21 protein-coding genes and 1 pseudogene are annotated in these 23,858 nt (G+C 64.2%); 6 read left to right on the top strand and 16 right to left on the bottom strand.

Translation table 11 applies throughout. From position 1 onward, the window contains the following. Positions 1-31 precede the first annotated feature (31 nt). Complete coding sequence (gene fba / locus BLT09_RS29190; protein ID WP_091599890.1) at positions 32-1,096, bottom strand: class II fructose-bisphosphate aldolase; 1,065 nt, start codon at positions 1,094-1,096, stop codon at positions 32-34. Between the two features lie 291 nt (positions 1,097-1,387). Between fba and BLT09_RS29185 the strand changes: the two genes are divergently transcribed. From BLT09_RS29185 to derI, 3 genes are all read left to right on the top strand, one after another. Next, positions 1,388-2,155, top strand: a complete 768-nt coding sequence (locus tag BLT09_RS29185) for a DeoR/GlpR family DNA-binding transcription regulator (protein ID WP_091599888.1) — start codon at positions 1,388-1,390, stop codon at positions 2,153-2,155. Between the two features lie 83 nt (positions 2,156-2,238). Then, positions 2,239-3,024, top strand: coding sequence for a triose-phosphate isomerase (locus BLT09_RS29180; RefSeq protein WP_091599886.1), 786 nt, complete (start codon positions 2,239-2,241; stop codon positions 3,022-3,024). 127 nt (positions 3,025-3,151) lie between these two features. Beyond that, on the top strand, positions 3,152-3,595 hold the full coding sequence (gene derI, locus BLT09_RS29175) for a D-erythrulose-4-phosphate isomerase (protein ID WP_027152577.1): 444 nt from the start codon (positions 3,152-3,154) through the stop codon (positions 3,593-3,595). A gap of 112 nt (positions 3,596-3,707) precedes the next feature. Here the strand turns inward: derI and dhaL are convergent, their stop codons facing one another. The 8 genes from dhaL to oiaX all read right to left on the bottom strand — a co-directional run bounded on the left by dhaL (position 3,708) and on the right by oiaX (position 13,214). Then, positions 3,708-4,346 carry a dihydroxyacetone kinase subunit DhaL gene (gene dhaL / locus BLT09_RS29170; protein WP_091599884.1) on the bottom strand — a complete coding sequence of 213 codons (639 nt, stop codon included), beginning with the start codon at positions 4,344-4,346 and terminating at the stop codon, positions 3,708-3,710. Positions 4,347-4,358: 12 nt separating this feature from the next. Next, positions 4,359-5,366, bottom strand: a complete 1,008-nt coding sequence (locus BLT09_RS29165) for a dihydroxyacetone kinase subunit DhaK (protein WP_091599882.1) — start codon at positions 5,364-5,366, stop codon at positions 4,359-4,361. A gap of 173 nt (positions 5,367-5,539) precedes the next feature. Next, complete coding sequence (locus BLT09_RS29160) at positions 5,540-7,825, bottom strand: xanthine dehydrogenase family protein molybdopterin-binding subunit (RefSeq protein ID WP_091599951.1); 2,286 nt, start codon at positions 7,823-7,825, stop codon at positions 5,540-5,542. Positions 7,826-7,834: 9 nt separating this feature from the next. Beyond that, complete coding sequence (locus BLT09_RS29155; RefSeq protein ID WP_091599880.1) at positions 7,835-8,821, bottom strand: FAD binding domain-containing protein; 987 nt, start codon at positions 8,819-8,821, stop codon at positions 7,835-7,837. Positions 8,822-8,824: 3 nt separating this feature from the next. After that, on the bottom strand, positions 8,825-9,484 hold the full coding sequence (locus BLT09_RS29150; RefSeq protein ID WP_091599878.1) for a 2Fe-2S iron-sulfur cluster-binding protein: 660 nt from the start codon (positions 9,482-9,484) through the stop codon (positions 8,825-8,827). A 90-nt stretch (positions 9,485-9,574) separates the two neighbouring features. Beyond that, positions 9,575-10,459: a helix-turn-helix domain-containing protein gene (locus BLT09_RS29145; protein ID WP_091599949.1), complete on the bottom strand. Its 885-nt coding sequence runs from the start codon at positions 10,457-10,459 to the stop codon at positions 9,575-9,577. Between the two features lie 168 nt (positions 10,460-10,627). Continuing rightward, positions 10,628-11,959 carry a four-carbon acid sugar kinase family protein gene (locus BLT09_RS29140; RefSeq protein ID WP_091599876.1) on the bottom strand — a complete coding sequence of 444 codons (1,332 nt, stop codon included), beginning with the start codon at positions 11,957-11,959 and terminating at the stop codon, positions 10,628-10,630. Between the two features lie 4 nt (positions 11,960-11,963). Beyond that, entirely contained in the window at positions 11,964-13,214 is a 1,251-nt protein-coding gene (gene oiaX / locus BLT09_RS29135; RefSeq protein WP_091599874.1) for a 3-oxo-isoapionate-4-phosphate decarboxylase OiaX, read from the bottom strand. Between the two features lie 141 nt (positions 13,215-13,355). Here oiaX and BLT09_RS29130 point away from each other — a divergent pair, with 141 nt between their 5' ends. Next, positions 13,356-14,066: a transcriptional regulator NanR gene (locus BLT09_RS29130; RefSeq protein WP_091599872.1), complete on the top strand. Its 711-nt coding sequence runs from the start codon at positions 13,356-13,358 to the stop codon at positions 14,064-14,066. An 18-nt stretch (positions 14,067-14,084) separates the two neighbouring features. Here BLT09_RS29130 and BLT09_RS36025 read toward each other — a convergent pair whose 3' ends face one another. The 7 genes and pseudogenes from BLT09_RS36025 to BLT09_RS29100 all read right to left on the bottom strand — a co-directional run bounded on the left by BLT09_RS36025 (position 14,085) and on the right by BLT09_RS29100 (position 20,673). Continuing rightward, the gene (locus tag BLT09_RS36025; protein ID WP_483127913.1) at positions 14,085-14,189 is read right to left on the bottom strand and encodes a hypothetical protein; all 105 of its coding nucleotides are present in this window, start codon (positions 14,187-14,189) and stop codon (positions 14,085-14,087) included. Then, positions 14,190-15,351, bottom strand: a pseudogene (locus BLT09_RS29125) (D-apionate lactonase family protein); the annotation flags it as partial. Further along, positions 15,348-16,382 (bottom strand): Gfo/Idh/MocA family protein, encoded by a 1,035-nt coding sequence (locus BLT09_RS29120; protein WP_091599870.1) that lies wholly within the window; start codon positions 16,380-16,382, stop codon positions 15,348-15,350. The pseudogene BLT09_RS29125 and the gene BLT09_RS29120, both read right to left, overlap by 4 nt. A gap of 3 nt (positions 16,383-16,385) precedes the next feature. Continuing rightward, positions 16,386-17,450, bottom strand: a complete 1,065-nt coding sequence (locus tag BLT09_RS29115; RefSeq protein WP_023800208.1) for an ABC transporter permease — start codon at positions 17,448-17,450, stop codon at positions 16,386-16,388. After that, on the bottom strand, positions 17,447-18,997 hold the full coding sequence (locus tag BLT09_RS29110) for a sugar ABC transporter ATP-binding protein (RefSeq protein WP_091599868.1): 1,551 nt from the start codon (positions 18,995-18,997) through the stop codon (positions 17,447-17,449). The genes BLT09_RS29115 and BLT09_RS29110 overlap by 4 nt, the downstream gene beginning before the upstream one ends. Beyond that, complete coding sequence (locus BLT09_RS29105) at positions 18,994-19,638, bottom strand: DUF2291 family protein (RefSeq protein WP_091599866.1); 645 nt, start codon at positions 19,636-19,638, stop codon at positions 18,994-18,996. Before BLT09_RS29105 ends, BLT09_RS29110 begins: the two co-directional genes overlap by 4 nt. Positions 19,639-19,731: 93 nt before the next feature. Further along, on the bottom strand, positions 19,732-20,673 hold the full coding sequence (locus tag BLT09_RS29100) for a D-ribose ABC transporter substrate-binding protein (protein ID WP_031255363.1): 942 nt from the start codon (positions 20,671-20,673) through the stop codon (positions 19,732-19,734). 561 nt (positions 20,674-21,234) lie between these two features. On the opposite strand from BLT09_RS29100, the gene BLT09_RS29095 reads away from it, so the two are divergent. Together BLT09_RS29095 and BLT09_RS29090 are read left to right on the top strand one after the other, a co-directional pair. After that, positions 21,235-23,028, top strand: coding sequence for a polysaccharide biosynthesis/export family protein (locus BLT09_RS29095; protein ID WP_091599864.1), 1,794 nt, complete (start codon positions 21,235-21,237; stop codon positions 23,026-23,028). Positions 23,029-23,090: 62 nt separating this feature from the next. After that, positions 23,091-23,849: a hypothetical protein gene (locus BLT09_RS29090; protein WP_091599947.1), complete on the top strand. Its 759-nt coding sequence runs from the start codon at positions 23,091-23,093 to the stop codon at positions 23,847-23,849. Positions 23,850-23,858: the final 9 nt, after the last annotated feature.

The following is a 23,858-nucleotide window of genomic DNA, read 5'->3' as shown; positions in this document are numbered from 1 at the left end:
CGCGAAGCGGCCGGATGAGGGGGAGCCTCACTCAGCCGAACTTCGGGTCGAGACTGCCCGACTTGTAGCGCTTGGCCATTTCCGAGACCGGCAGCGGCTTGATCCTGGGAGCGTTGCCGGCGGTGCCGAACTGCTCGAAGCGCTCTTTGCACAGCTTCCTCATCGCGGCCATTGCCGGCGTCAGATATTTGCGCGGATCGAACTCGCTCGGGTTCTCGGTCAGCACCTTGCGGATCGCGCCGGTCAGCGCCATGCGGTTGTCGGTGTCGATGTTGATCTTGCGCACGCCGTGCTTGATGCCGCGCTGGATCTCCTCGACCGGCACGCCCCATGTCGGCTTCATCTGGCCGCCATATTTGTTGATGATCTCCTGCAGCTCTTCCGGCACCGAGGACGAGCCGTGCATGACCAGGTGCATGTTCGGCAGGCGGCGGTGGATCTCCTCGATCACGTTCATGGCGAGCACCGCGCCGTCCGGCTTGCGCGAGAACTTGTAGGCGCCGTGGCTGGTGCCCATGGCGACGGCCAGCGCATCGACATGCGTGTCCTTGACGAACTGCACCGCCTGCTCCGGATCGGTCAGCAACTGGTCATGGCTGACGGCGCCCTCGACGCCGTGGCCGTCTTCCTGTTCGCCGCCGCCCATCTCCAGGGATCCGAGAACGCCGATCTCGCCTTCCACCGACACGCCGCCCCAATGCGCCATGTCGACGACGCGCCGCGTGATGCCGGAATTATGGTCGTAGTCGGCCGGCGTCTTGCCGTCCTCCTTCAGCGATCCGTCCATCATCACCGAGGTGAAGCCGTGCTGAATCGCGGTCACGCAGGTGGCTTCGTTGTTGCCATGGTCGAGATGCATGCAGACCGGGATATCGGGATGGATCTCGACCAGCGCGTCGATCAGCTTGGCCAGCACGACGTCGTTGGCATAGGCGCGGGCGCCGCGGCTCGCCTGCAGGATGACAGGCGATTTGGTCTCCTTGGCCGCCTCCATGATGGCAAGGCCCTGTTCCATATTGTTCATGTTGAAGGCAGGCACGCCATAGCCGTGTTCGGCGGCATGGTCGAGCAATTGTCTCAATGTGATGCGAGCCACCCAATGGTCTCCCGTATTTGGTTTCAAGCCTATGGTTTGCGAGCTGTCCGGTCGTCATTCAGCCCATTGATGCTTCTGGCCGGATTTCCGGAGAACCGCAACCTCTGGCCATGCCGGCGAGAGCAATTCTTGTTACAAGGCAGCGATCAGAAGCAAGGAATATCCCAAGGAAACATAACACCATCACAAAAAATTTGGCATGCATGCGATTTTATCTGTTATAATAGCTTCTATCAGCCGTTTCTGCCACGGCGGACGCGGCGACACGAATTAAAGGAAACAGGCTGGACGATGAAGAGCGACGGCCGGCGGCAAGGCATCATGGATTTTCTGATGGACACCGGCACGGCCAGTGTCGATGACCTTGCCTCGCGCTTCGGCGTGTCGAAGATGACCGTCCATCGCGACCTCGACGAGCTCGAGGAAAGCGGCTTCCTGCGCAAGATACGCGGCGGCGCCTCGATTCAGCCGAGCGGCCTGTTCGAAAGTGATTTCCGCTACCGTCAGAAGCAGGCCGCCGAAGAGAAGCAGCGCCTGGCGGTTGCCGCCGTGGCTGTCATCGAACCGGGCCAGACGGTGATCATCGACGACGGCTCGACGGCGGGCGGCATTGCGCGCCACCTTGCGGATCTGCGCCCGCTGACCGTGATCTCCAACAATCTGGCCGTGATACAGGATCTGGCCGGCGTTGCCGGTATCACCCTGATCGCGCTCGGCGGCCAGTACAGCAAGAAATTCCACGGTTTCTTCGGACTGCTTGCCGAGGACACGCTGAGATCGTTGCGCGCCGATGTCGCCTTCCTGTCGTCGTCCGCCATCCACGGCGTTTCCGCCTTCCACCAGGACCAGGAAGTGGTCCATACCAAGCGGTTGATGATGGCCGCGGCCGCCCGCAAATATCTGCTGGCCGATCACGGCAAGTTCGGCCGCACCGCCCTGCATTTCCTGACCGATCTCAAGGCGTTCGACGCCGTCTTCACCGGTCGAGAACTGGGACCGCAGATGCGCGAGGCGCTGGATGGCGCCGGCGTTTCGCTGACACTGGTCGAGAAGGACTAGACCATGATCCCGAAAAGTGGGAACCGGTTTTCGGAAAAGATCATGGTCAAGGAAGAAGATAGAGCCCCATCCCGCCTCGCGGGATGGAACAGGCTCTAGAAGGAGGACGCGTGGCTTACTGGGTCGGCACAAGCTGGAAAATGAACAAGACGCTTGCAGAAGCGACTGACTTTGCCAGGGCGCTGGCGGGGTTCGTCCCCGGTTTCGACGACCGGATCCAGCCCTTCGTCATCCCGCCCTTTACGGCGGTCCGCGAGGTCAAGAAAGCGCTGGCATCGACGCGGATCAAGGTCGGTGCCCAGAACATGCACTGGGCCGACGCCGGCGCCTGGACCGGCGAGATCTCGCCGGTGATGCTGACGGACTGCGGGCTCGATCTCGTCGAGCTCGGCCATAGCGAACGGCGCGAGCATTTCGGCGAGACCGACAATACGGTTGGTCTCAAGACCGCAGCGGCGGTGAAGCACGGGTTGGTGCCGCTCATTTGCGTCGGCGAGACATTGGCGCAACGCAACAGCGGCCAGGCCGATGCGGTGCTGGCCTTGCAGGTGCACGGCGCGCTGCAATACCTCGAAGGCCAGGCCAAGGCGGCGACGATCCTGTTTGCTTACGAACCGGTCTGGGCGATCGGCGACAAGGGCATTCCGGCAAGTGCCGACTACGCCGACAGGCAGCAGGCGCTGATCAAGAACATCGCCGGCGATCTTCTGCCGGCCATGCCGCCGGTGCTTTATGGCGGCAGCGTCAATCCGCAAAATGCCGCCGAGCTGATCGGCCAGCCGCATATCGACGGGCTGTTCATCGGCCGCTCCGCCTGGCAGGCGGAAGGCTATATCGACATCCTCGAACGCGCCTCGGCGGCGATCTAGAGCATGATCCCGAAAAGTGGAATCCGGTTTTCGGAAAAGATCATGCCCAACAAAAGTTAGAGCCCCATCCCGATGCCATCGGGATGGAACAGGCTCCAGAGCAATCGAACAGGAAAGGACAGAAAAAATGAAAATAGCCATTGGGGCCGACAGCGCCGGCAAGCCGCTGCTCGACGTCATTGCCGCTCACCTGGCCACCAAGCCTGGCCTCTCCGTCAGCGACGTCAGCCAGGCCGGCTACTATGCCGACCTGTCGCAGAAGCTCGCCCAGACCATCCTCGACGGCGAAAACGATCGCGGCATCTTGTTTTGCGGCACCGGCATCGGCGTTTCCATCTCGGCCAACAAGGTGCCCGGCATTCGCGCCGCACTCACCCATGACACCTATTCGGCGGAGCGCGCGGCGAAATCCAACAATGCCCAGATCATCACCATGGGCGCCCGCGTTATCGGCCCGGAACTGGCCAAGTCGATCGTCGATGCCTGGCTCGCATCGGAGTTCGACGAAAACGGGCCATCGGCCGGCAATGTCCAGGCGATCGACAGGCTCGACGCGGCGAAGCTGGGCTAATGCATGTCGCCCAAAAGCATGCCCTCGGGCGTGAACCGAGGGTGCGCAGCGGTTTTGGGATAACGACATGTATAAAACAGGAGCTTAAGCGCGTCGCATTGATGCGATGCGCTTAAGCCAGGCTTTTTCGCATCGCGCCGATAACGGTGACCGCCGATGCCGCGCCGGGATCGATGTGTCCGAGCGACCGCTCGCCGAGCCGCGACGAGCGGCCCTTCGCGGCGATCATGTCCTTGGTCGCCTCGGCGCCCCGTTCGGCTGCTTCGAGGGCGGCTGCCAGGCTTTCGGACAGGGTCTTGCCGGCGGCATGGGCAGCGGCCGCGGCTTGCGCCGCCGGCAGCCAGGCGTCGACCATCGTCTTCTCGCCGATCTCCGCCTTGCCGCGATCCTGGATGCCTTGCGCCATCGCCTGGAACAGGGCGACGACATCGGCGCCCGCCAAGGTCGCCTTGCCCTTGACGGCAGCCGCACCACGCATGAAGGCCGTCGCGTAGAGCGGGCCCGACGAGGCGCCGACGGCGTTGAGGAACGACTTCGCCGCAGTGTTGAGGAGAACAGTCGGCTCGGTTGCCGTGAGCTCCAGCGGCGCCAGCGCATCGCGCACCGCCCCAAAGCCGAGCGCCATGGCGATGCCATGATCGGCGTCGCCGATGACCCCGTCGAGCTGACAGAGCCTGTCCTTGTCGGCTTCGATCGCCACCGCGATCGCATCGAACATTCTTTTCAGATCGGCTGCATCGATGGATGTCATGGATGCACCCTTTCAGCCGGCGCGGAACATGGCGCAGTCGCAAGGATGGTCGAGCATCGTCTGCAATTCGGCGTCGAGATGCATCAGCGTCACCGAGGCGCCGGCCATTTCGAGCGAGGTGCAATAATTGCCGACCCAGGTCGCGTGAACTGACACGCCGATGTCATCGAGCCGCTGTTTGACGCGCCGGTTCATGATGTAGAGCTCCATCAGCGGCGTCGAGCCGAGCGAATTGATGAGCACGGCGACCTTGTCGCCGCGTGCCGGCGCCATCTCGTCGACGATCTTGTCCAGCATCTCGTCGGTGATCTCGTCGGCGGTTTTCAATTTTCCGCGGGCAATGCCCGGCTCGCCATGGATGCCCATGCCGATCTCCATCTCATCCGGTCCGATCTCAAAATTCGGCCGGCGGGTCTGCGGCAGCGAACAGGGCGACAGCGCCACGCCCATGGTGAAGGTGTGATCATTGGCCTTCCTGGCGATACGCTCGCATTCGTCGAATGACAGCATCCGCTCGCAGGCGGCACCAGCGGCCTTGAAGATGAAGAAATTGCCGGCGACACCACGGCGCTTTTGCCTCTGGTCGCGCGGCGCCGATGCCACGTCGTCGGTGGTCAGCACGGTGCGCACTTCGATGTCATCCATCGCCGCCATCTCTGCGGCCATGTCGAAGTTCATCACGTCGCCGGCATAGTTGCCATACATGAACAGCACGCCGGCGCCGCCGCTGGCCGCCTTGGCGCATTCAAGGATCGGGTCCGGCGGCGGCGAGGCAAAGACATTGCCGATCGCCGCCGCGTCGGCCAGCCCCTTGCCGACGAAACCGAGGAAGGTCGGCTCGTGGCCGGAGCCGCCGCCGATGACGAGGCCGACCTTGCCCTGGCGAGGTCCATCGCGGGCGATGATCGAGCGTGGGCTGCCCTCCATGCTTTTGAGATGGCGGGGATGCGCGGCCAGAATGCCTTCCAGCATCTCGTCGACAGTGCGGTTGCCGTCGTTGATGATCTTCTTGGTCTGCACCGGCAGCCTCCCGATTTCGGTAATTTCGCAGATAGTACAGCGTGTTACCGGAATTTCCACCCGGGGAGGGAGATTTCACGCGGCAATATGTTCCGGCGTGGCCAGTACCTGCACGCAGGGATTGGCAGCCGCTTTGTCCTTGAGCTTGAAATGCCCGAACAAGACTTGCCGCGTCAAATGGCGATCACCGGCAAGGCAGGCAGCAGCTTGTCCAGGGTGATGGGAAAGTCACGCACCCGCACGCCGGTCGCGTTGTAGATGGCGTTGGCAACAGCTGCGCCCGCACCGCAGACGCCGAGTTCGCCGATCCCCTTCGCGCCGAATGGATTGGCCTTGTCGTCATGTTCCTCGAGGAAGACGACCTCCATCTCCGGGACGTCGCCGTTGATCGGGACGTGATACTCGGCAAGATCGTGATTGACGAAGTGGCCGTAACGCCGGTCGAGCACCGTCTGCTCCATCAGCGCCGCACCGATTCCCCAGGTCATGCCGCCGATGATTTGCGAGCGCGCGGTCTTGGGGTTGAGGATACGGCCAGCGCCCATCACCGCCAGCATCCGGCGCATGCGGATCTCACCGGTATCGCAATCGACAGCGACCTCGGCGAAATGCGCGCCATAGGAATGCTGCGAGTAAGCCTTGTATGACGGGGTGGCTGCGCCGGCGGCTACGGAACCCTCGGCCTCGAACCCGTCGGGAGCGATCCGCCGGACGAGGTCGGTCAGGCTTGCCGAACGCTGGCCGAGCCTGACCTCGCCGTCGGCAAAGCTCGCTTCGGTGGCGCCAGCGCCGCGCAACGGCGAGGCTTCGCTCGACCGCGCCGCCTGCAATATCCGTTCCCTAAGGGCGTTGCAGGCGTTGTGCAGCGCCGACCCTGCACTTGCCGCGCCCCAGGACCCGCCGGAGCCGGCGGTACGCGGGAAGCGGCTGTCGCCAAGCTCCACTTTGACGGACGAGATCGGCACGCCGAGGCTGTCCGCGGCGATCTGGGTCAGGATCGTATAGGTGCCGGTCCCGATATCGGTCATGTCGAGCCGCGCCGTCACCCGACCGTCGCGGTCGATCGCAACCCGCGCCGTCGCCGCGCCGATGTAGTTCGGACGGATCGCCGCCGCCATGCCGTAGCCGATGAGCTTGCGGCCCTCTCGGGCGCGGCCCGGCGTCGGGTTTCTTCGCTGCCAACCGAAACGGCGGGCGCCTTCCTCCATGCAGGCGACGAGGTTGCGGGTGGAGAACGGCACGCCGCGCTCGGGATCCTGGGCCGGTTCATTGCGGATCCTGAGTTCGATCGGGTCCAGTCCGAGCCGCTCGGCGAGTTCATCCATGGCGCATTCGAAGGCCAGCATGCCGGGGGCTTCGCCGGGCGAGCGCATCCATTCGCCGCGGTTGATATCCAGCGGGACCAGGCGATGGCGGGTGACACGGTTCGGCGCCGCATAGAGCGAGCGGGCAAAAACTGCCGTTTGCTCGCAGTACTCCTCGAAGCTGGACGTTGCCGACCAGACGTCGTGCGCGATCCCGGTGAGCCGCCCGTCGGTGCCCGTGCTGAGACGCACCTGTTGGATCATCTCTGCGCGATGACCGGCATTGGCGAACATCTGTTGTCGCGTCAGCGCGATCTTGACGGGACGCTGCAGGACCTTTGCAGCAAGCGCGGCCAGGATCGTATCGGCATGGGCAATCAGCTTGGAGCCGAAGCCGCCGCCGATGAACGGGCTGATGATGCGCACACGCTCGGGCGGGATGCGGAGTGTGCTGGCGACCCCCGCCCGGAAATTCGCCAGGGTTTGCGCCGATGTATGGATCGTCAGCTCGTTGCCTGACCAGGCGGCGAGCGTCGCATGGGGCTCCATCGGATTGTGATGTTCGAAGGGCGTCCGGTAAGTGGCATCGACCTTGACCGGAGCTGCGGCAAAGGCGCTCTCGAAGTCGCCGATCACGCTGTCGGTCTCGAAGCCGGCATTGGTCCGCTTTGGTGCGTAGGCGTCGGCCACATGTCCCGACAGATCGTAGAGGCCCGGCTCCTCGTCGTAGCGCACTTTGATGAGGCCGGCGGCAGCACGTGCCGCCTCGAACGTCTCCGCAACGATCAGCGCGACGGGCTCGTCGTAATAGCGCACCCGCTCGCTGTTGAGCGCGGGCCGGGCGCGCGTGAAGACCTCCGGCACCGTCGGCGTGACCGCCGGGCCGAAATCCGGCTGGGCCGGCGCATTCCGGTGCGTCATGACGAGCAGCACTGCCGGCGCCCGTTCGGCTTCGGCCGTGTCGATCTCGGCAATGCGCCCCTTGGCGACGGCAGCGCCGAGAATATAGCCAAAGGCTGTACCCTCCAGCGTATTCTCGTAGGCGTAGGTGGCATCGCCTCTCACCTTGAGCGGACCATCGATGCGATCGAATGGACGCCCGATGATGCCGCTGCGTGTTTCGCGAGGACGGTTTGAGGTCTTCGTCTCTGTCATCATGTCACCTCATGCACTCTCGGCGGCAGCAGCGAGCGTGTGCCGCATCGTCCGTTTCGCCAGCGGGATCTTGAAATCATTGCCGCCATATCCGACGGCTTCGGCGAGCGCGGCTTCGGCCGCGTCGGTAAAGGCGCCGTCGGACGCCGCCGCTCCAGCGAGGGTGCGCTCTGCCTCCGTCGCGCGCCAGGGCTTGGCGGCCACGCCACCCATGGCGATCCGAGCGCTTTGGATACGATCGCCGCTTTTCTCGACGACTGCCGCCACCGATACCAGCGCGAAGGCGTAGGAGGCACGGTCGCGCACCTTGCGGTAAACCTGCCGGCCGGGCGGTGGCGGCGGCAGGGTGACGGCGGCGATCATCTCGCCGTGGTCGAGCACGGTTTCCACATGCGGCGTCGCCTCAGGCAATCGATGGAGATCGCCAATCGGAATCGTGCGGGTCCCGCCGCCGGGCGATATGGTCTCGATCCTGGCGTCGAGCCCGGCCATGGCGACCGCCATGTCGGAGGGATGGACCGCGATGCAGGCCTGGCTGGCGCCGAGCACGGCGTGCATGCGATTGAAACCCTGCAGCGCCGCGCAGCCCGAACCTTGCTCGCGCTTGTTGCAAGGCATGTTGCGGTCGTAGAAATAGGGGCAGCGCGTGCGCTGCAGGAGATTGCCGCTGGTCGAGGCCTTGTTGCGTATCTGGCCGGACGCTCCCGCCAGCAGCGCTTGCGTGAGCATCGGATAGCGCGATCTCACCCGCGGATCGGCGGCAAGATCGCTGTTGCGGACCTGGGCGCCGACCCGAAGCCCGCCTGCCGCCGTCTCCTCGATCCGATCGAGCGGCAGCCGGCTGATATCGACGAGATGCGCAGGGCGCTCGATCTCGAGCTTCATCAGGTCGAGCAGGTTGGTGCCGCCGCTGATGAACTTGGCGTCCGGCCGCTCCGCGACCGCGGCGGCTGCCTGCTCGGCACTTGCCGCACGTTCATAGGTGAAGGATTGCATTGCTCACGCCCCCTCTGCCGCGTCGCGGATTGCAGCGACGATGTTCGGATAAGCGGCACAACGGCAGATGTTGCCGCTCATCCGCTCGCGGATCTCGGCATCGGTGAGAGCGACGGGAACCGCTGCCACGTCGGCGCTCGCATGGCTCGGCCAGCCGGCCCTGGCCTCGCCCAGCATACCGACCGCCGAGCAGATCTGGCCCGGCGTGCAGTAGCCGCACTGGAAGCCGTCGCGGGCAACGAAGGCGGCCTGCACCGGATGCAGCCGGTCGCCCTCGGCCAGGCCCTCGACCGTGGTGATCTCGTCGCCTTCATGCATTGCGGCAAGCGTCAGGCAGGAATTGATCCGGCGCCCATCGACCAGCACTGTGCATGCGCCGCACTGGCCGTGGTCGCAGCCTTTCTTCGAGCCGGTGAGGCCGAGATGGTTGCGCAGCGCGTCGAGCAGCGTCGTCCGCGGGTCGAGTTCGACGGCAAAATCCTTCGCGTTGATCCGCAGCGATATCGGCATCGTTGGCGCCGGCGTCGGCGATGCGGCCGCCGCAACAGCGCCGGCCGGCTCCGCGTATACGGGTATACCTGTAGCCAGAAGCACGCCGGTCGCCACCCCGCCCTCCAGCACCGTTCGACGAGTCGGCCCGCTCCTTGTGTCTGTTTTGGCCATGCATGATCTCCCTGTCGCAGTTCTGTCACCCATCGACCTTGCAGGTGGGGAGGCGCGCGGCGGCTTTCTTTCAAGAAACCGGCGGCAATATCAGGATTCCGGAGAAGAATTCACCCGATAGGCCCGAGGCGTCACGCCCTTGAGACGCCGGAACGTCGTGGTGAAGTGGCTCTGGCTTGAAAAGCCGAGCCGAAAGGCAATGCTGCCGATCGACAAGCCCGTTTCGCTCAGCAGTATCTCGGCTCGCCGGACGCGTTCCTCGATCACATAGGCATAGGGTGCAAGCCCGGTCGTCGCCTTGAATCGGCGCGCAAAACTGTCGACGGCCATATCAGCGACGGCAGCCAACTCGCTTAGCGAAATGTCGGCATTCATATGGGCATCGATGTAACCCCGAACGCGACCAAGCGCGCGACGGCTGAGACAGCCGTGGCGCACCGACGGGTGTTGCTCCCGGTTCAGGGCGGCCACGCGGAGGCTGACCAGGGCGACCAGATGCTCGATATAGGCAGTGTCCGGCTGGTGGCCGAGTGCCATCTCGTCGCGAAGCGAACTTAGCAGCGTGGCGATCACCACGTCTTTCCTGTTCACCAGGATCGGCAGCTCTCTCAGGCGTTCGCAGCCAGGAAGCCTGATATCGGGATCGATCCACAGGGCTGAGTAGGAGAGGTCTACATCGCGATAGAAGCCGTGCCGCTCCGCGCCTGCGGGGACGAAGGTGAGGGCTCCGGGACGGTCCATTCCGTCGTACAGCGATTTTGCCTCGTGCCGGATAGATGTATGGGAGGTTCCGCCTTCTTCGGTCAGCACGATCAGATGATGAGGGGCTGTCCAGCGCAGTTCCGCCTCGCGGCACGCCCACCGCCGGTTGTCGAAAACGATCGAAGAACTGGCCCATGACGCGGTTTGCAGGGGCTCCGACTTCTCCTCCTGGCTCCGAACCCGTCCGTCACCAAGCAATGGTCTGAATGACATCGCGGCATCCCGCTGGTTCATTCGCGGAGCCGTGATCCAGCCCCGCTTGAGCGTTTACGCCGCCCCGCCGCTGCGCGTACGGCGCCTTATGTGGGGCAGCTATCGTGTGTTGGTAACCGCGCCGTGTTCAAGAAGTCGTGAGATCAGGCAAATCCAGCGCGCCTGCTGTCACCCGCCGAGCCCATCGCGGATGGCGCAGAAATAGCGATCGGTACCGACTTGCCCGCCCTTGAGCGCAATCTCCAGTCCGTCGATCGCCTTGACGCGCGAGTGGGCGACGCAAAGCGGCGAGCCCGGCGAGGCGGGCAGCGGCATCCTGACCGTCAGCGCATCGACGCCCATCTGGCCGAGCGCATGGCTCGACGTATCGCCGCCGGCAATGACCACGCGCTGCAATTTCAGTTCGATCGTCAGCTCGCGAAGAAGTTCGCCGAGGCCGCGGCCAAGCTTGTGGCGGGCGCCTTCCTGCCGATCGATTTCGGCGCCCCGGTCGGCTGCGGGACCGAGGGCGGTGTAGAGGACGACGCTGCGACCGGCTTCGAGGCTGGCACGCCCGCTTGCTGCCGCGCGCGCAATCGCATCGCTGGAGGCCTCGGAAACCAGTTCGACAGGGTCCACCGCGACGCCGTCGAAACCGTCCGTCAAAGCATGCCGGATCTGTCGTTCCGTCGTCGGCGAGCAGCTGCCCGAGACCACTGCGATCCGGTCGGCCGCACCCGGCGGCGAAAAGCTGGGCTCGGCACGGACGGTCCGGTTGGCGGCCCATTCGGCCAGCAGCGCATATTCGATGCCCGAAGAGCCGACGACGAATGCGCCCGGCCGGCGAACGCGCCATATCTCCTTGCCGGCAAGCGCCTGACTTTCCAGGCTGGCGACATCCAAAAGCACGATGTTGGTGCCATCGGCGAGCAAGCGATCGAACGCTTCCGAGCGCGATGCCGACTGCAGCGTCGCCAGGTCGACCAGCCCCGAGGTGAGGTCCGTCTGGCGCGACAGATGGATCAGCAGGTCGGATTCATCCATCGGCGTGGTCGGGTGTCGGCTCATCACCGGGTGGCGATCGATACGGAAATATTTGTCGCGGTAGGCAGCAAACAGATGGCCGAAGGCGGTATAGCGCTTGAGCTGCGGCGCGCCGACCACCAGCGGCACGCTGTCCTGGCTAAAAACCGAGCGGCCGATCTCGATAGCCCGGCCGATGCTGCCGATCGCCGGGCTGGAATCGAAGGTCGAGCAGACCTTGTAGTGGCAGATCTCGGCGTTCAGGGTCTTCAGCCAGGCGAAGGCGCGGTTGAGGTGCATGTCCATCCACTGCGGCGTCTCGCTTCGGCTGGTGCCGGCCAGGCCGATGGCACGGCAATGCCCGAACTGCGAAAGCATGGCCTCGTCCGGCTGACGCATGAACAGCACGGTTGGCACGCCGCCGAGCTCGAGCGCCTCCATGACGTCGGTCGAGCCGGTGAGATCATCGCCATAATAGCTCAGAAGCAGGCTTTGCATGGCGTCAGGCCGCTTTGCCGTCGCCGAATTTCTCGATCGACCGCGCCAGTTCCGGGTGGCTCAGGGCGAAGTCTGCCAACGGTATGCCATCGACGGCCGCCTGCCAGGCTTGCTGCACGGCGCGTACGCCGGCGCCCGGTCCGTCAGGATGGCTGACGATGCCGCCGCCGCAGAGATAGAGAAGATCGACCGTTCGGCCGGTTCGCCGGTAGGTTTCGGGGGCTTGTCCACCCCATTGGCCGGAGCCGGCGACCGGCAGCGCGCAATCCTCCGGCGAAAAGATCGGCGTGGTCACCGCCTCGAAGGAACTGATGAAGGACCAGTCAGGCTCCCAGTATTTCGAGGCGATGCCGTTGATCTGGAACTGGTCGACGCCGAGCAGCCGCCAGAACTGCTGCCAGACCTTGAAGTCCATGCCCAGACCGGGGTGGCGGGTGAGGATATCCCAGCCGTTGCGGTGGGCATGGAGCACCAGGCTGGAGCGCTTTCTCAGGTAAGCCATGCCGCCGAAGCCGACGGAATTGATGTTGACCACGGCGCAATTGCCGCCGGCCTTCGCCACCAGATCATGGTTGCGCATCATCTCGTCCGGGTCGGCGTGCGAGATGCCAAAGGCATACATCACCTTTTTGCCGGTCTTCTGCTCATGGTCGAGGACGAGCGGCATGATCGCCTTCACCCGTTCCGACAGCGGCGAATAGGCCGGGCTCATCAACTTCTCGTCGTCCTTGATGAAATCGACGCCGGCGTCGATCAGCTCACCGACCATTTCGGCCGTCTCGTGCGGGCGCAGCCCAAGCGCCGGCTTGACGATCGTTCCGATGATCGGGCGATCCCTGACGCCGGTCAGCCTGCGACTGCCGGCGACACCGAATTGCGGACCCGGATGCGCACCCCGGTATTCCTCCGGCAGCTTCATATCGACGACGCGAATGCCGGACAGGCCCTTGATCGAAAAGGCGCCGCCAATGGCGATGGTCATCAATGCCGAAAGATCGGTGCCGATCGCATCAAGCGGAAATGCGATGTTGACATCCGCCCGCTTGAAGGGCCCGTCGCCGGCTTCGGGAAGGGACGGGCGATCGGCGTCCGGCAGAGGCCGTATCGCCAATACGCGCGCCGCCACCCGGGCCTTGAGCTCCTCGGTCTCGCCGGCCAGCGCGACGAAGGTTCCGGTCGACTGGTCGCTGGCGATCTTGGCCGCCAGCGCCTCGATGCTGCCTGGGGTTTCGATGCGATAGGTGAGGGTGATCATAGTCCGAAAAAAGTTCCCTGATCCTCGAAATCTGGTATAATGAGTACATAAGTATTGCAAGCGATATCCTGCTCGGCCGAGCATTCCGAGATTCGTGATGACGATGCTAAACAGAACCGGTCAAGGGAGTGATTCGCGACGATGAACCGTTCGGAGCCGATCGTCCGGCGCAAACTTTCCGACGAAGTGTTTTTGCGACTGAAGCGCTTGATCACCAGCGGCGAATTGCAGCCGGGCGACGACATGCCGTCGGAGCGCGAGTTGATGGAGCGCTTCGCGGTCGGCAGGCCGGCGATCCGCGAGGCGATGCAGGCGTTGAGCAATATGGGCCTTGTCGCGATCTCGCACGGCGAGCGGGCGAAGGTGCTTCAGCTGACCGCCAAGTCGATCATCAAGCAGGTCGACGCCGCCGCCAAGATCATCCTGTCGTCATCGAAGGACACGCTGGAGCACCTCAAGAGCGCCCGCATCTTCTTCGAGCGCGGCATGGTCAGGGAAGCCGCCGAAAAGGCCGCCGCCGAGGACGTGCAGCGGTTGCGGGCAACAATTGCCGAACAGCGGAGCTTTCGCGGCGATTCCGGAGCCTTCATATCCGCCGATATGAAGTTTCATACCCAGATCGCGGCCATATCCGGCAACCCGATCTATGTCGCGGTCAGCGAAGCAATGCTTGGCTGGTTGAAGGAATATCACACCGAAATGCTGATCTGGACCGGCAAGGAAAATTTTACGCTGCTCGAGCACGAAGAAATCATCAGGCGCATCGAGCAGAAGGATGCGGACGGCGCCGAGAAGGCGATGATCAAGCACCTCGAGCGCTCGCGCGCGCTCTATGTGATGAATTCCGGATGATGAATTCCGGCAGCTGATTCACCCGATCCGGGTGATCGCGTAAGGCGTCATCACCAGGTGGCGTCGCTCGAACCTGGAAATATCAACCGTCACTTCGCTCGCCGTCAGGTTCGCCAGCCACATGACGGTCTGGCCCGCGGCAGAACGGCCGGCCAGCGTGAGCAGCCGCGTCTCATCGCTCGTCCTCGCCGCTACCTGCCTGAAGCCGGCCAGTTCGCAAAGCCCCTGCACGGCCTGGAAGATCGGCCGGGGTTCACCTTCGCCGACGGGTTCCCCGGATGCCGCCAGCACGCCGAACGGTCCGCTGAAGCTGGACAGCGTGAGCATCTCCAGCCCGGCCGGCGCGACCCGCGCGCCATAGCCGATCGTCCATGCTGCCGCGAACAGCCCGGCATGGCGGGGATCCCGGTCGGCCATGGCGATGCGCTGATTGTGCGGGTTGGCCTTGGTCGCGCCGCCATAGGGGTTCTGCCGCATGGCGATGGTCGACGGGCCGATCCGGTAGGGTTTTGCCCCGAAGATCGCTCGCGCCGATCGGGTGATGAACGGCAGCGCCTCCAGCGACTGCATGACGCTGAGATCGTCGGCGGCGTGCACGATCGGGCAGGTGCCTGGCGCACAGTCTGGCCGGCGGGCAGCATGTAGGGCCAAGGCAGCGCCAGCGGCCGGACATAGGTCTTGTAGGACGCGTCCGACCAATTGCGCTGGTCCTCCATCTCGAACGCATCGCCTTCCATCCGGCATTCCGCGGTGACGCCGGGCCGGACCTCATGCGTGATCGCCCGCAGATCCTTGAAAGGCTGCCAGGGGTCGATCAGCTCAGGAAGTTTCGTTGCGACGACGCTGCCGTCGGTGTGCTCGACAGTGACCGGGCTGCCGGCCAGGCCGGCGATCGGATGCAGGATGCAGAAGCCGCAGCGATTGGTCTCGAAAGCGTTTTCGGGAAGCGCGCTCACGTCGAAAACCAGCTGGCCGTCGGCGGAACCTTTGATCGTCGCGCGAAAGTCGAGCCGGCTTCGCTCCGGTCCGACACAGCTTGCCGAATAGCTGACAGTGAAAGTGTCGGCGCCCTGGTCGATGACCAAATCCGTCAGCGCCGGCTCGTAGGTGCCCAGTCGCGATCCCTGACGATATAGGCGATGGCGCGCAGCACCTCGATGCCGCCATGGCGGATGGTGCGCAGATTGCCGTTGACGAAGTCGGCGCTGAGCGCGCCGGCGCGCAAGCTGACTGGCTCGGTCTCGACCGCGTGTGTGCCATAGAGGAGGAAGGCATCCGCGGTCATCTCAGCAAAGCGTCGAGCTGCACCGGTTCACCGCTTGCAGCACCGGCATAGGCGGCCTCGACCAGCGCCAAGGTCTTAAGATTGTCGGCGCCCGAGGTTGCCGGCTCGGTTTTGCTCGCCAAGCAGGCGACCCAGTGCTTTTGGATGGCGACGACGCTTTCCTGGATGTTGTGCCACGGCCGCGATGCCCAGGGCAGCAGCGGCGGCGAGACGTCGCTGACTGCCGTTCCGTTCCTGCCGGTGACGGTGAGCCGGTAATCCTGCTCGAGCCGGATCGTGCCGTCGCTGCCGTCGATCTCGACCAGCGTCTGCGGAAATGGCTCGGCCGCGAGCTTGGTCGCATAGCTGCAGTCGACCACGGACGTTGCACCGCTCTTGTGGTCCATCAGCATGGTAGCGACGTCCTCGCCGGCAATGTTGGGGTTGATGCGAGCGGTTCGGGTCGTGATCGTCGAAACGTCGCCCAGCAGGAAGCGGGCTATGTCGAGACTGTGGATGCCGAGGTCTTCGATGATGAAGCGCTTTCCCGTCGCCAGATAGGGCTGCCCGGAAAACACATCATAGGCCGAGCGGAACGAGATCCGGCCGAAGAAGGGCGTGCCGATGTCGCCGCTGTCGAGCACGGCGCGCACCGCCTGGATCGGCGACTGCCAGCGAAAATTCTCATGCACCATCAACGCCACGCCGGCATCGCTGCATGCCTTCACCATGGCCTTGGCGTCGGCAAGCGTCGGCGCAAACGGCTTTTGGCAGATCGCCGGAACGCGGTTTTGTGCCGCCATCTCGACAAGCGAACGATGGCTCGGCGCGGTGGTGGCGATATCGACGAAATCCAGGCTTTCGCCGGCAAACAGTGCCGCCGCGTCTGTGTAGCGTCGCTCAATGCCGAACTGGTCGCCGAGCACCTTGAGCCGTTCCGGGTCGCGGTCGCAGATGGCGACGATCGAGGCGCTGTCGATGTCGCGCCAGGCATGCATCTGGTTGACGGCAAAGAAGCCGCAGCCGATCAGCGCTCCTCGCAGTTCCGCCACGGGTCAGCCCGCCTTTGCCATCTGCATCAGCGTCACCCGGCTCTGCAGCCGGCGCTGCGCCTGGTCGACGACGACGGCGACGATGATGACCAGGCCCTTGATCACCATCTGCCAGAACGAGCTCACCCCCATCATCACCAGCCCGTCGGAAAGGATGCCGATGACGAAGGCGCCGACGATTGTGCCGCCGATCGTGCCGCGGCCACCCGACATCGAGGTGCCGCCGAGCACAGCCGCGGCGATGGCGTTGAGCTCGAAGCTTTCGCCGGTCGCCGGATGCGAGGCCATCAGTTCGGACGAGATGATCAGCCCGACGACCGCCGCGCAGAAGCCGGAGAACATGTAGACGAACATCTTCACCATGTTGACCCTGACGCCCGAAATCCGCGCCGCCCGTTCGTTGCCGCCGACGGCGAAGATGTGGCGGCCGAGCGGGGTGTATTTGGCCAGATAGGCCGCCCCAACTGCTACGACGACAAGAATCCATATCGAGACCGGCAGGCCGAGCAGCCGGCCGGCGCCGAGGAAGCCGAACCCGGTCGTGCCCAGATCGGGCTTGCCGACGAGGTTCGGAAAGGTGCGACCATCCGACGACAGCAGCGCCAGGCCGCGTGCGACATAGAGCACGCCGAGCGTGGCGATGAACGGCGCGACATTCAGCCTGGTGATCAGCAATCCGTTGACGGCGCCGATCAATATACCGACCGCCAGCGTGATCAGTGCGATCTCGAAGACGTTGAAATAGATCGTGTAGCCGACCTGCAGGTCGATGCCGTTGAGCACGAGATAGCCGGCGACCATGCCGCACAGGCCGACAATCGAGCCGACCGAGAGGTCGATGCCGCCGGTGATGATGACGAAGGTCATGCCCATGGCGAGGAAGGCGTTCAGCGCGACGTGCTTCGACATCAGGATCAGGTTGGCGGCCGACAGGAAATTCGGCGCCGCGATCGAGAAGAAGATCAGGACGGCGATCAACGCAATGAACGTCCTCGCCTTCATCAGCGTCAGCAGCACGGACCCGCTCGAGGCGGAGGCAACCGAAGCCTTGGCCGGGATGTCAGTCATGGGCGTGGCTCCATGTGCGGGACCGGCCCGTGGCCAAGCGCCGATGCGGCGACAAGTGCCGCCTCCGTCGCCTCGGCGCGATCGAACATGCCGGTCAGTTTTCCATTGCTCATCACCGCGATGCGGTCGGACAGCGCCATCACCTCGTCGAGATCGGAGGTGGCGAACAGAATGCCCAGCCCGTCGCGGGACAGTTTGCGCATGGTGCGAAAGACGTCGGCCTTGGCGCCGACATCGATGCCGCGGCTTGGTTCGTCCATCAACAGCACCTTCGGTCCGGTGAGCAGCGCCTTGCCGATCACCACCTTCTGCTGGTTGCCGCCCGACAGCGACGAGACCTCCTGCGCCGGATCGGCGACCTTGATCGCCAGTTCCCGCACCATCTGTGTCACCGCCTGGTTCTCCTTGGCGCCGCTGATATGGAACAGGCGGACAAACCGCGACAGGCTGGCCAGAGTCAGATTGCTGGCGACCGAGAGGATCGACACCAGACCTTCGCGCTGGCGATCCTCGGGGATCAGCGCCAGCCCGCGCCGGATGCGCCGCGTGGTGTCGCGTTCCCTGACCTTCTTGCCGGCAATGAAGATCGCCCCGGTGGCATGGCCGTGGCGCCCCATGATGCAGTCGAACAGCTCGCTGCGTCCGGCGCCCATCAGGCCGTATATGCCGAGGATCTCGCCGGCACGCAGCGACAGCGAGACATGATCGACCGCAAGCCCCCCGGTTACGCGCGGCAGGCAGATATCCTCGGCGCGGAAGATCTCATCGCCCGGAACATGGCCGTCGGGCTTGGCGAAGTCCTTGGCGTCGGAGCCGATCATCTGCCGCACGATCCATTGCGTGTCGACGTTTTTCATCCTCTCCTGGCCGGTGATGCGGCCGTCGCGCAGCACGGTGATGTAGTCGCCGATGCGGATCAGCTCCTCGAGCCGGTGCGAGATGTAGACGATCGCCACGCCGCGCGCCTTGAGGTCGGCGATCACCTTGAACAGGATCTCGACTTCCGCCGCACTCAGCGCCGAGGTCGGCTCGTCCATGATCAGGATGCGCGCATCGAGCGAGACCGCCTTGGCGATCTCGACCAGTTGCTGCTGGCCGATGCGCAAATCCTCGACCAGCATGTCCGGCCGGATGCCGGCCTGCAGGCGCTCGAGAAATTCCGCCGCGCGGCGCTCCTGTTCCCGGCTGTCGATCTTGCGGAACCGGTTGGTGATCTCGCGGGTGGCAAATATGTTTTCGGCGACGCTCAGATTGCCGAACAGGTTCAGCTCCTGGAACACCATGCCGATGCCGCGGTTCACCGCGTCGCCGGATGAGGAGAAGGAGACCTCTTCGCCCTCCAGGAGGATGCGGCCGAGCGTCGGCTGTTCGACGCCGGCGATGATCTTCATCAGCGTCGATTTGCCGGCGCCGTTTTCGCCGACCAGCACGTTGACCGCGCCCTTGCGCACTTCGAAATTCGCGCGCTTGACCGCGACTGTCCCCGAATAGATCTTGGAGACGTCTTCCAGCTTCAGGATGACATCATGATCGCCGGCGGCAGTCATGGCTTCGGCCCCACCTCTGCCTCCGCCGGGGTCACCAGCGGCAAGTCCTGGCCGCTGCCCATGACATAAGCGCCGACGACCCTGGCGCTGCGGCCCTCCAGCGCCTCGCGCGGCAGCTTGGAGAGCACCGTCTTGTCGGCATGGATGTTGAACGCCTTGCCGAACTGGGCGAAGTCGATCTGATTGGTGAAATCGTTGAACTGGATGAAGTCGAGGCTGTCGCGCAGCGCGGTGCCACGCATCGCGGGTCCGATCTGCACCCGTGCATCCGCCTTGCCGTCACCGTCGGCATCGACATCCATGGTTGCCGCGTGTGACTGTGTGTTCGCCGCAACAATCTTGCCTTCGAGGCGAACCGCGAAGGTCCACGGCGAATTCGCTTGCTTCTTCGGATTGCCATACTTGGCGCCGGCAGCCGCAGGATCGGCTTTCGCCAGGGCGTGAACCTCGGGAAACGATCCGGCCTTCTGCTGGAGATAGGGCAGCATTTTGGCAGCCCAGATATCGCCGACCATCTTGTCCGCATTGAAGGCCGGTGCATTGCCGCCATCTTCCGCGGACGGTGTCGGCAGGATCTTGCAGGCAGTCAGGCTGATGCCAAATATCACGGCAACGGTCGCCCAAGTCAGCTTGTTCAACATGTCGGCTTGTTCGGCATGGCGGTCAGGGCACCCGGGAAATGGAAGCAAGGGACGAGCCGGAAGCTCGTCCCTTGCGATTGATGTCACACCGGCTCAGTTGGTCAGCGCGAAGGTTTCCAGCTTGGCGGCATTGTCGCCATTGATCAGGACGCAGTCCATCAGCTGCTTTTCCTCGGCCGGAGACTTCTTGTTCTTGATGAAGTCGTTGGCCTGCTCGACCGCCATCTGCGCCTGCGCATAGGCCGGTTGCAGGACCGTGGCCTTGATGCCGCCAGAGGCGATCGAGTCGCGCACGTCATTCGATCCGTCGAAGCCGACGACGATGACGTCCTTGCGGCCGGCGGCGGCAAGGGCGGCATGGGCGCCCATCGCCATCGTATCGTTGCCGGAGATCACGCCCTTGATGTCCGGGTTGGCCTGGAGGATCGATTCCATCTTGGCATAGGCCTCGGTCTGGCTCCAGTTGGCCGATTGCTGCGCCACCATCTTCAGGTCCGGATAGTCGTCGATGACGTCGTGATAGCCCTTGGAGCGGATGCCGGCATTGGTGTCGGATTCCTTGCCGACCAGCTCGACGTAATTGCCTTTCTCGCCCATCAGCTTGACGAACTCCTGTGCGCCAAGCTGGGCGCCCTGGTAGTTGTTGGAGACGATCTGCGCGACGGCGACGCCGGTGGCGTTGATCTCGCGATCGATCAGGAACGACGGAACGCCCGCGTCCTTGGCCTTCTGCACGGCGGCGACCGAGGCGTCGGCGCCGGCATTGTCGAGGATGATCGCCTTGGCGCCGCGGCCGATCGCCGTGTCGATCAGCTCGGACTGCTTGTTGGCGTCGTCGTCATGGACCAGCACCAGCGTTTCATAGCCGAGTTCCTTGGCCTTGGCTTCCGCGCCGACGGCTTCGGCCTTGAAGAATGGGTTGTCGTGCGAGGGCGTGATGATGGCAATGAGATCCGCCGCATAGGCGGGTGCAGCGGTGCCCAGCGCCAGCATGCCGGCAAAAGCCGCAAATGTCATTCTGCGAGTGAGTTTCATGATTTCCTCCCATTTGAAAAAGCCTGTGCTTCCGCGGCCCAGGCTTAAATGCGTTCCAGTTTGTCAGGCGGATCGCGTCCGGTGTCGCGGATCGGGTCATTTGCCGGCTCACCCGGGCGGATCATCCGGCTCGGTTCCGTCTTCAGCCCCTCCACCTGCTGCCTGCCCAATTTTCAGCCCGGCCTCGGCTGGCCAAAGCCAATCCAACAGCTAAGCCAACTGGTATAATGAGTCAACCACAAATTCAGATGATATGTATCTGATGAGCAGCAAGCGCCACCGGAGAGTCATCCCACCAAGAGCGATACTTCGTTCCCTACGATGCGCCTGCATCTGGCCAGGTCGGAGAACCACCACCTTAAGCGGTACGATACGCGGGCGAGGGCGCAATAAGTAAGTAAGGAGGAGACATTCCTAAGCCTAATTCGGTGCTCAGCGCTACGCGCAGGCTTTGCTAATATCGCCTACTGGTTGTGGAATTTCTCCGCGGCCCCAGCCTGCGCGCGGTTTTTCTAAAAAATCCGTTCGCGGCAAGGGTCGCGTTGCCGGTGAGGTTCAGCTATGACTTTTGTGCAGAGTTTCAGGCCGCCATCCTGCAGCCCCGCGCCAAGCTTTGCTGACCGACGGCATTCGGCTTCATTGCGTGGCATGCGCGGCAGGAGGGGCAGCGCCATGCTGTGCCTCATTTCGTTGTGTATCATCCTGCTGCTGGGATCTGCGGCACACGGTCGGCCGAAGGCTGACGACAGACTTGCTCCGCGAGACACGATCGAACTGCACGTTTGGCAGTGGACTGCCTTGCGCGACGGCGTTCTGGAGGCGTTGCAGCTCAACCATAGTTTCACCATCGACTCGACTGGCACGCTTGACCTTCCATTGATCGGCAGCATTGCCGCCGCAGGTCTGCGTGAGGAAGAGCTGGCAAAGCTGATTTCCGACCGCTTGCAAGCCAGGAGCGGCCGTCAGGAACGGGCTGACATAACCGTCAAACTGATACAAAGTTCGCCTTCCGACCTCACGGCTTCGGTGGAGGTCAAACAAGAAGCCCCCGAACCGCCGGCAGACGCAGCCAGCGACGGCTCTTCGGCCGTGGCTTCGCAACGCGCCAGTGTCGAGAACGGCCAGGCCGAGGCGCAGCCGGGCGTGCGCGGTTCCCACACACCTCGGCAGCCTGCTGCGGAGCAACAGCAAGTTCTGCACGGGGCATTGCTGAATGAGCTGTCCGCCGCTCGCATGGAACTTGCGGCAGCGCGCGAGGAAGCACTTGCGGCTCGCCAGACTGCTCGCAACGATGCCGCGCGACACAATCAGGACCTTGCGACGGCGCGCCAACGGGCCGACGCCTTGGTGCGGGAACTCGATGCGATGCGGACTGACCGCGGTACGCTGGAACAAAAGCTCTTTGCGGCGCTAAGGGAAGTCGACGCGCTCAGGAAGAGCGTGCAGCCGGCTCGCGGTGACCCGGCTCGCGCTGACCATGACGGCCGCGATTTGGCGGCGGCGCGAGCCGAACTGGCCGTGATGCAGCGCGGCGCCCGCGATGCCAGTGCGCAGGCGCGTGCGGTAGCCGACATGATGGCTGAACAAGGACAGGCGCTAAAACAGCAGCGGCGATGGGCCGAAGAGCTCGCGCTCGATCTGGAAGTGGCGCAAAGCCAAGTGAAAGGCTTGAAGGCCAAAGCCATTCTCGCCGATCACGAGAAGGCCGCCATGCTTGAAGCGCGTCACTCCATGGCGGCCTCTGTGGCAGAGGCGCAGCGAGCGCTGGATGAGGAGCGGCACAAGGCTGAGCGCTTCGAACGCGAACTCACCGCGGCGCGCCAGACCATCGACGCGCTTAAGACAAGCGCGGATCTGGCTGCGGCTGCGCGCACCGACGCCATCAGGGAACGACAGGTGGCCGAGGCGGCTTTGAAGCGAGCTGGCGACGCATTCGAACTGGAGCGCGAACGGGCAGATTCAGCTGCTCGTGATCGCGACAGCGCCCGGCGGGAACGCGACGCGGCAAGGCAGGAAGCGAGCCGCGTCTCGATGGAGCTGAGCGTGGCGTTGGAGCAAGAGCGCAACAAGGCCGTCGGCCTGGCCCGCGAGCTCAGCGCCGCTCGAAAGGCGATTGACGTTGAACAGGCCCGGGATGAGCGTCGCAGCGAGCGTATCAACCGCGTTCCGAAAGCGCCTGCCGTCGCAGCTTCGCGTGCAGATGTGTCCGTGCGCTCGCGACCAGCCCGTCAATCGGGGTTGCGGGAAAACCACAAAGTGAAGGCCAAAAAACCATCGCGACCTGTTCTGGTGGCGACCATCGCGCTTCCCGACGCGTTGCTCCCGACGCGACCGCCGAAGCTCGGCGCTCCCTAGCGAGGGCTGATCGTGAAGGGCATTTCGGCGGGCCGAATACATGCCGCAGGAGGAATATGGTGATGAACAAATACGTCGCAGCCGCATTGACCGTCGCGATCGCAATTTGCCCTGCCTCGGCTCTTGAGGCGGGGCTTGGCGGCAAACTTGGCGGTGTCGGGGTCGGTGCTGGCCTTAGCGCCGGCCCGAAAGGCGCCTCGGTGGCGGGCGGCTCGAGCGTCGACGGAGTAGGGGGAGTAAGCCTTGGCGGATCGCTCGGCGCGGGCAAGGGATCGCTCGGTGCCGGACTTGGCGTCAGCGGCAACCTCGGCGGCGCAAGCGGCGGCCTGTCGACAGGTGTCGGGGTGGGCGACCCTTCGTCCGCATCGGGCACCGCTCCAGGAGGTAAGCCAGGCAACCCGGCGCTGGGCGCTGGGCAAGCCGCGAGCAGCAATGCCGGCATCACGCCAGCCACCACCAAGGCCAAGGCTGCGAGTCAATTCGCCATCCTGCCACGCAAGCTCAGGCCTTCCGGAACTGGTCGCAACACGTCGGCGCGGATCACCTATGGCTATCCGTTTATGGCGCCACTGAAAGCCAAACCCGGTATCCCACCAGCTGTGGTGCGCGCCTGCCGCACGGCGATCGCGTCGGCCGCGACGCCGCTTGGCGCCGTGCTTGTTCACGCGGTAAGCGCGGGCCCGTTGCAGCAACGTCGGGGCGCGCTCACGGCGCCGATCGAGGTGCGCATACACTATGCAAGACAAGGCGGCGTCGAGGTTCGGCAGGCGCGAGTCGGCTGTCGCCTCGATGCGGCGGGCAGGGTCACCGCGGTGACATAGGACGCGCCT

It is taken from the genome of Mesorhizobium muleiense (assembly GCF_900099905.1).
Lineage (GTDB): Bacteria > Pseudomonadota > Alphaproteobacteria > Rhizobiales > Rhizobiaceae > Mesorhizobium > Mesorhizobium muleiense.
This window is presented reverse-complemented; position numbering and strand designations above follow the sequence as displayed.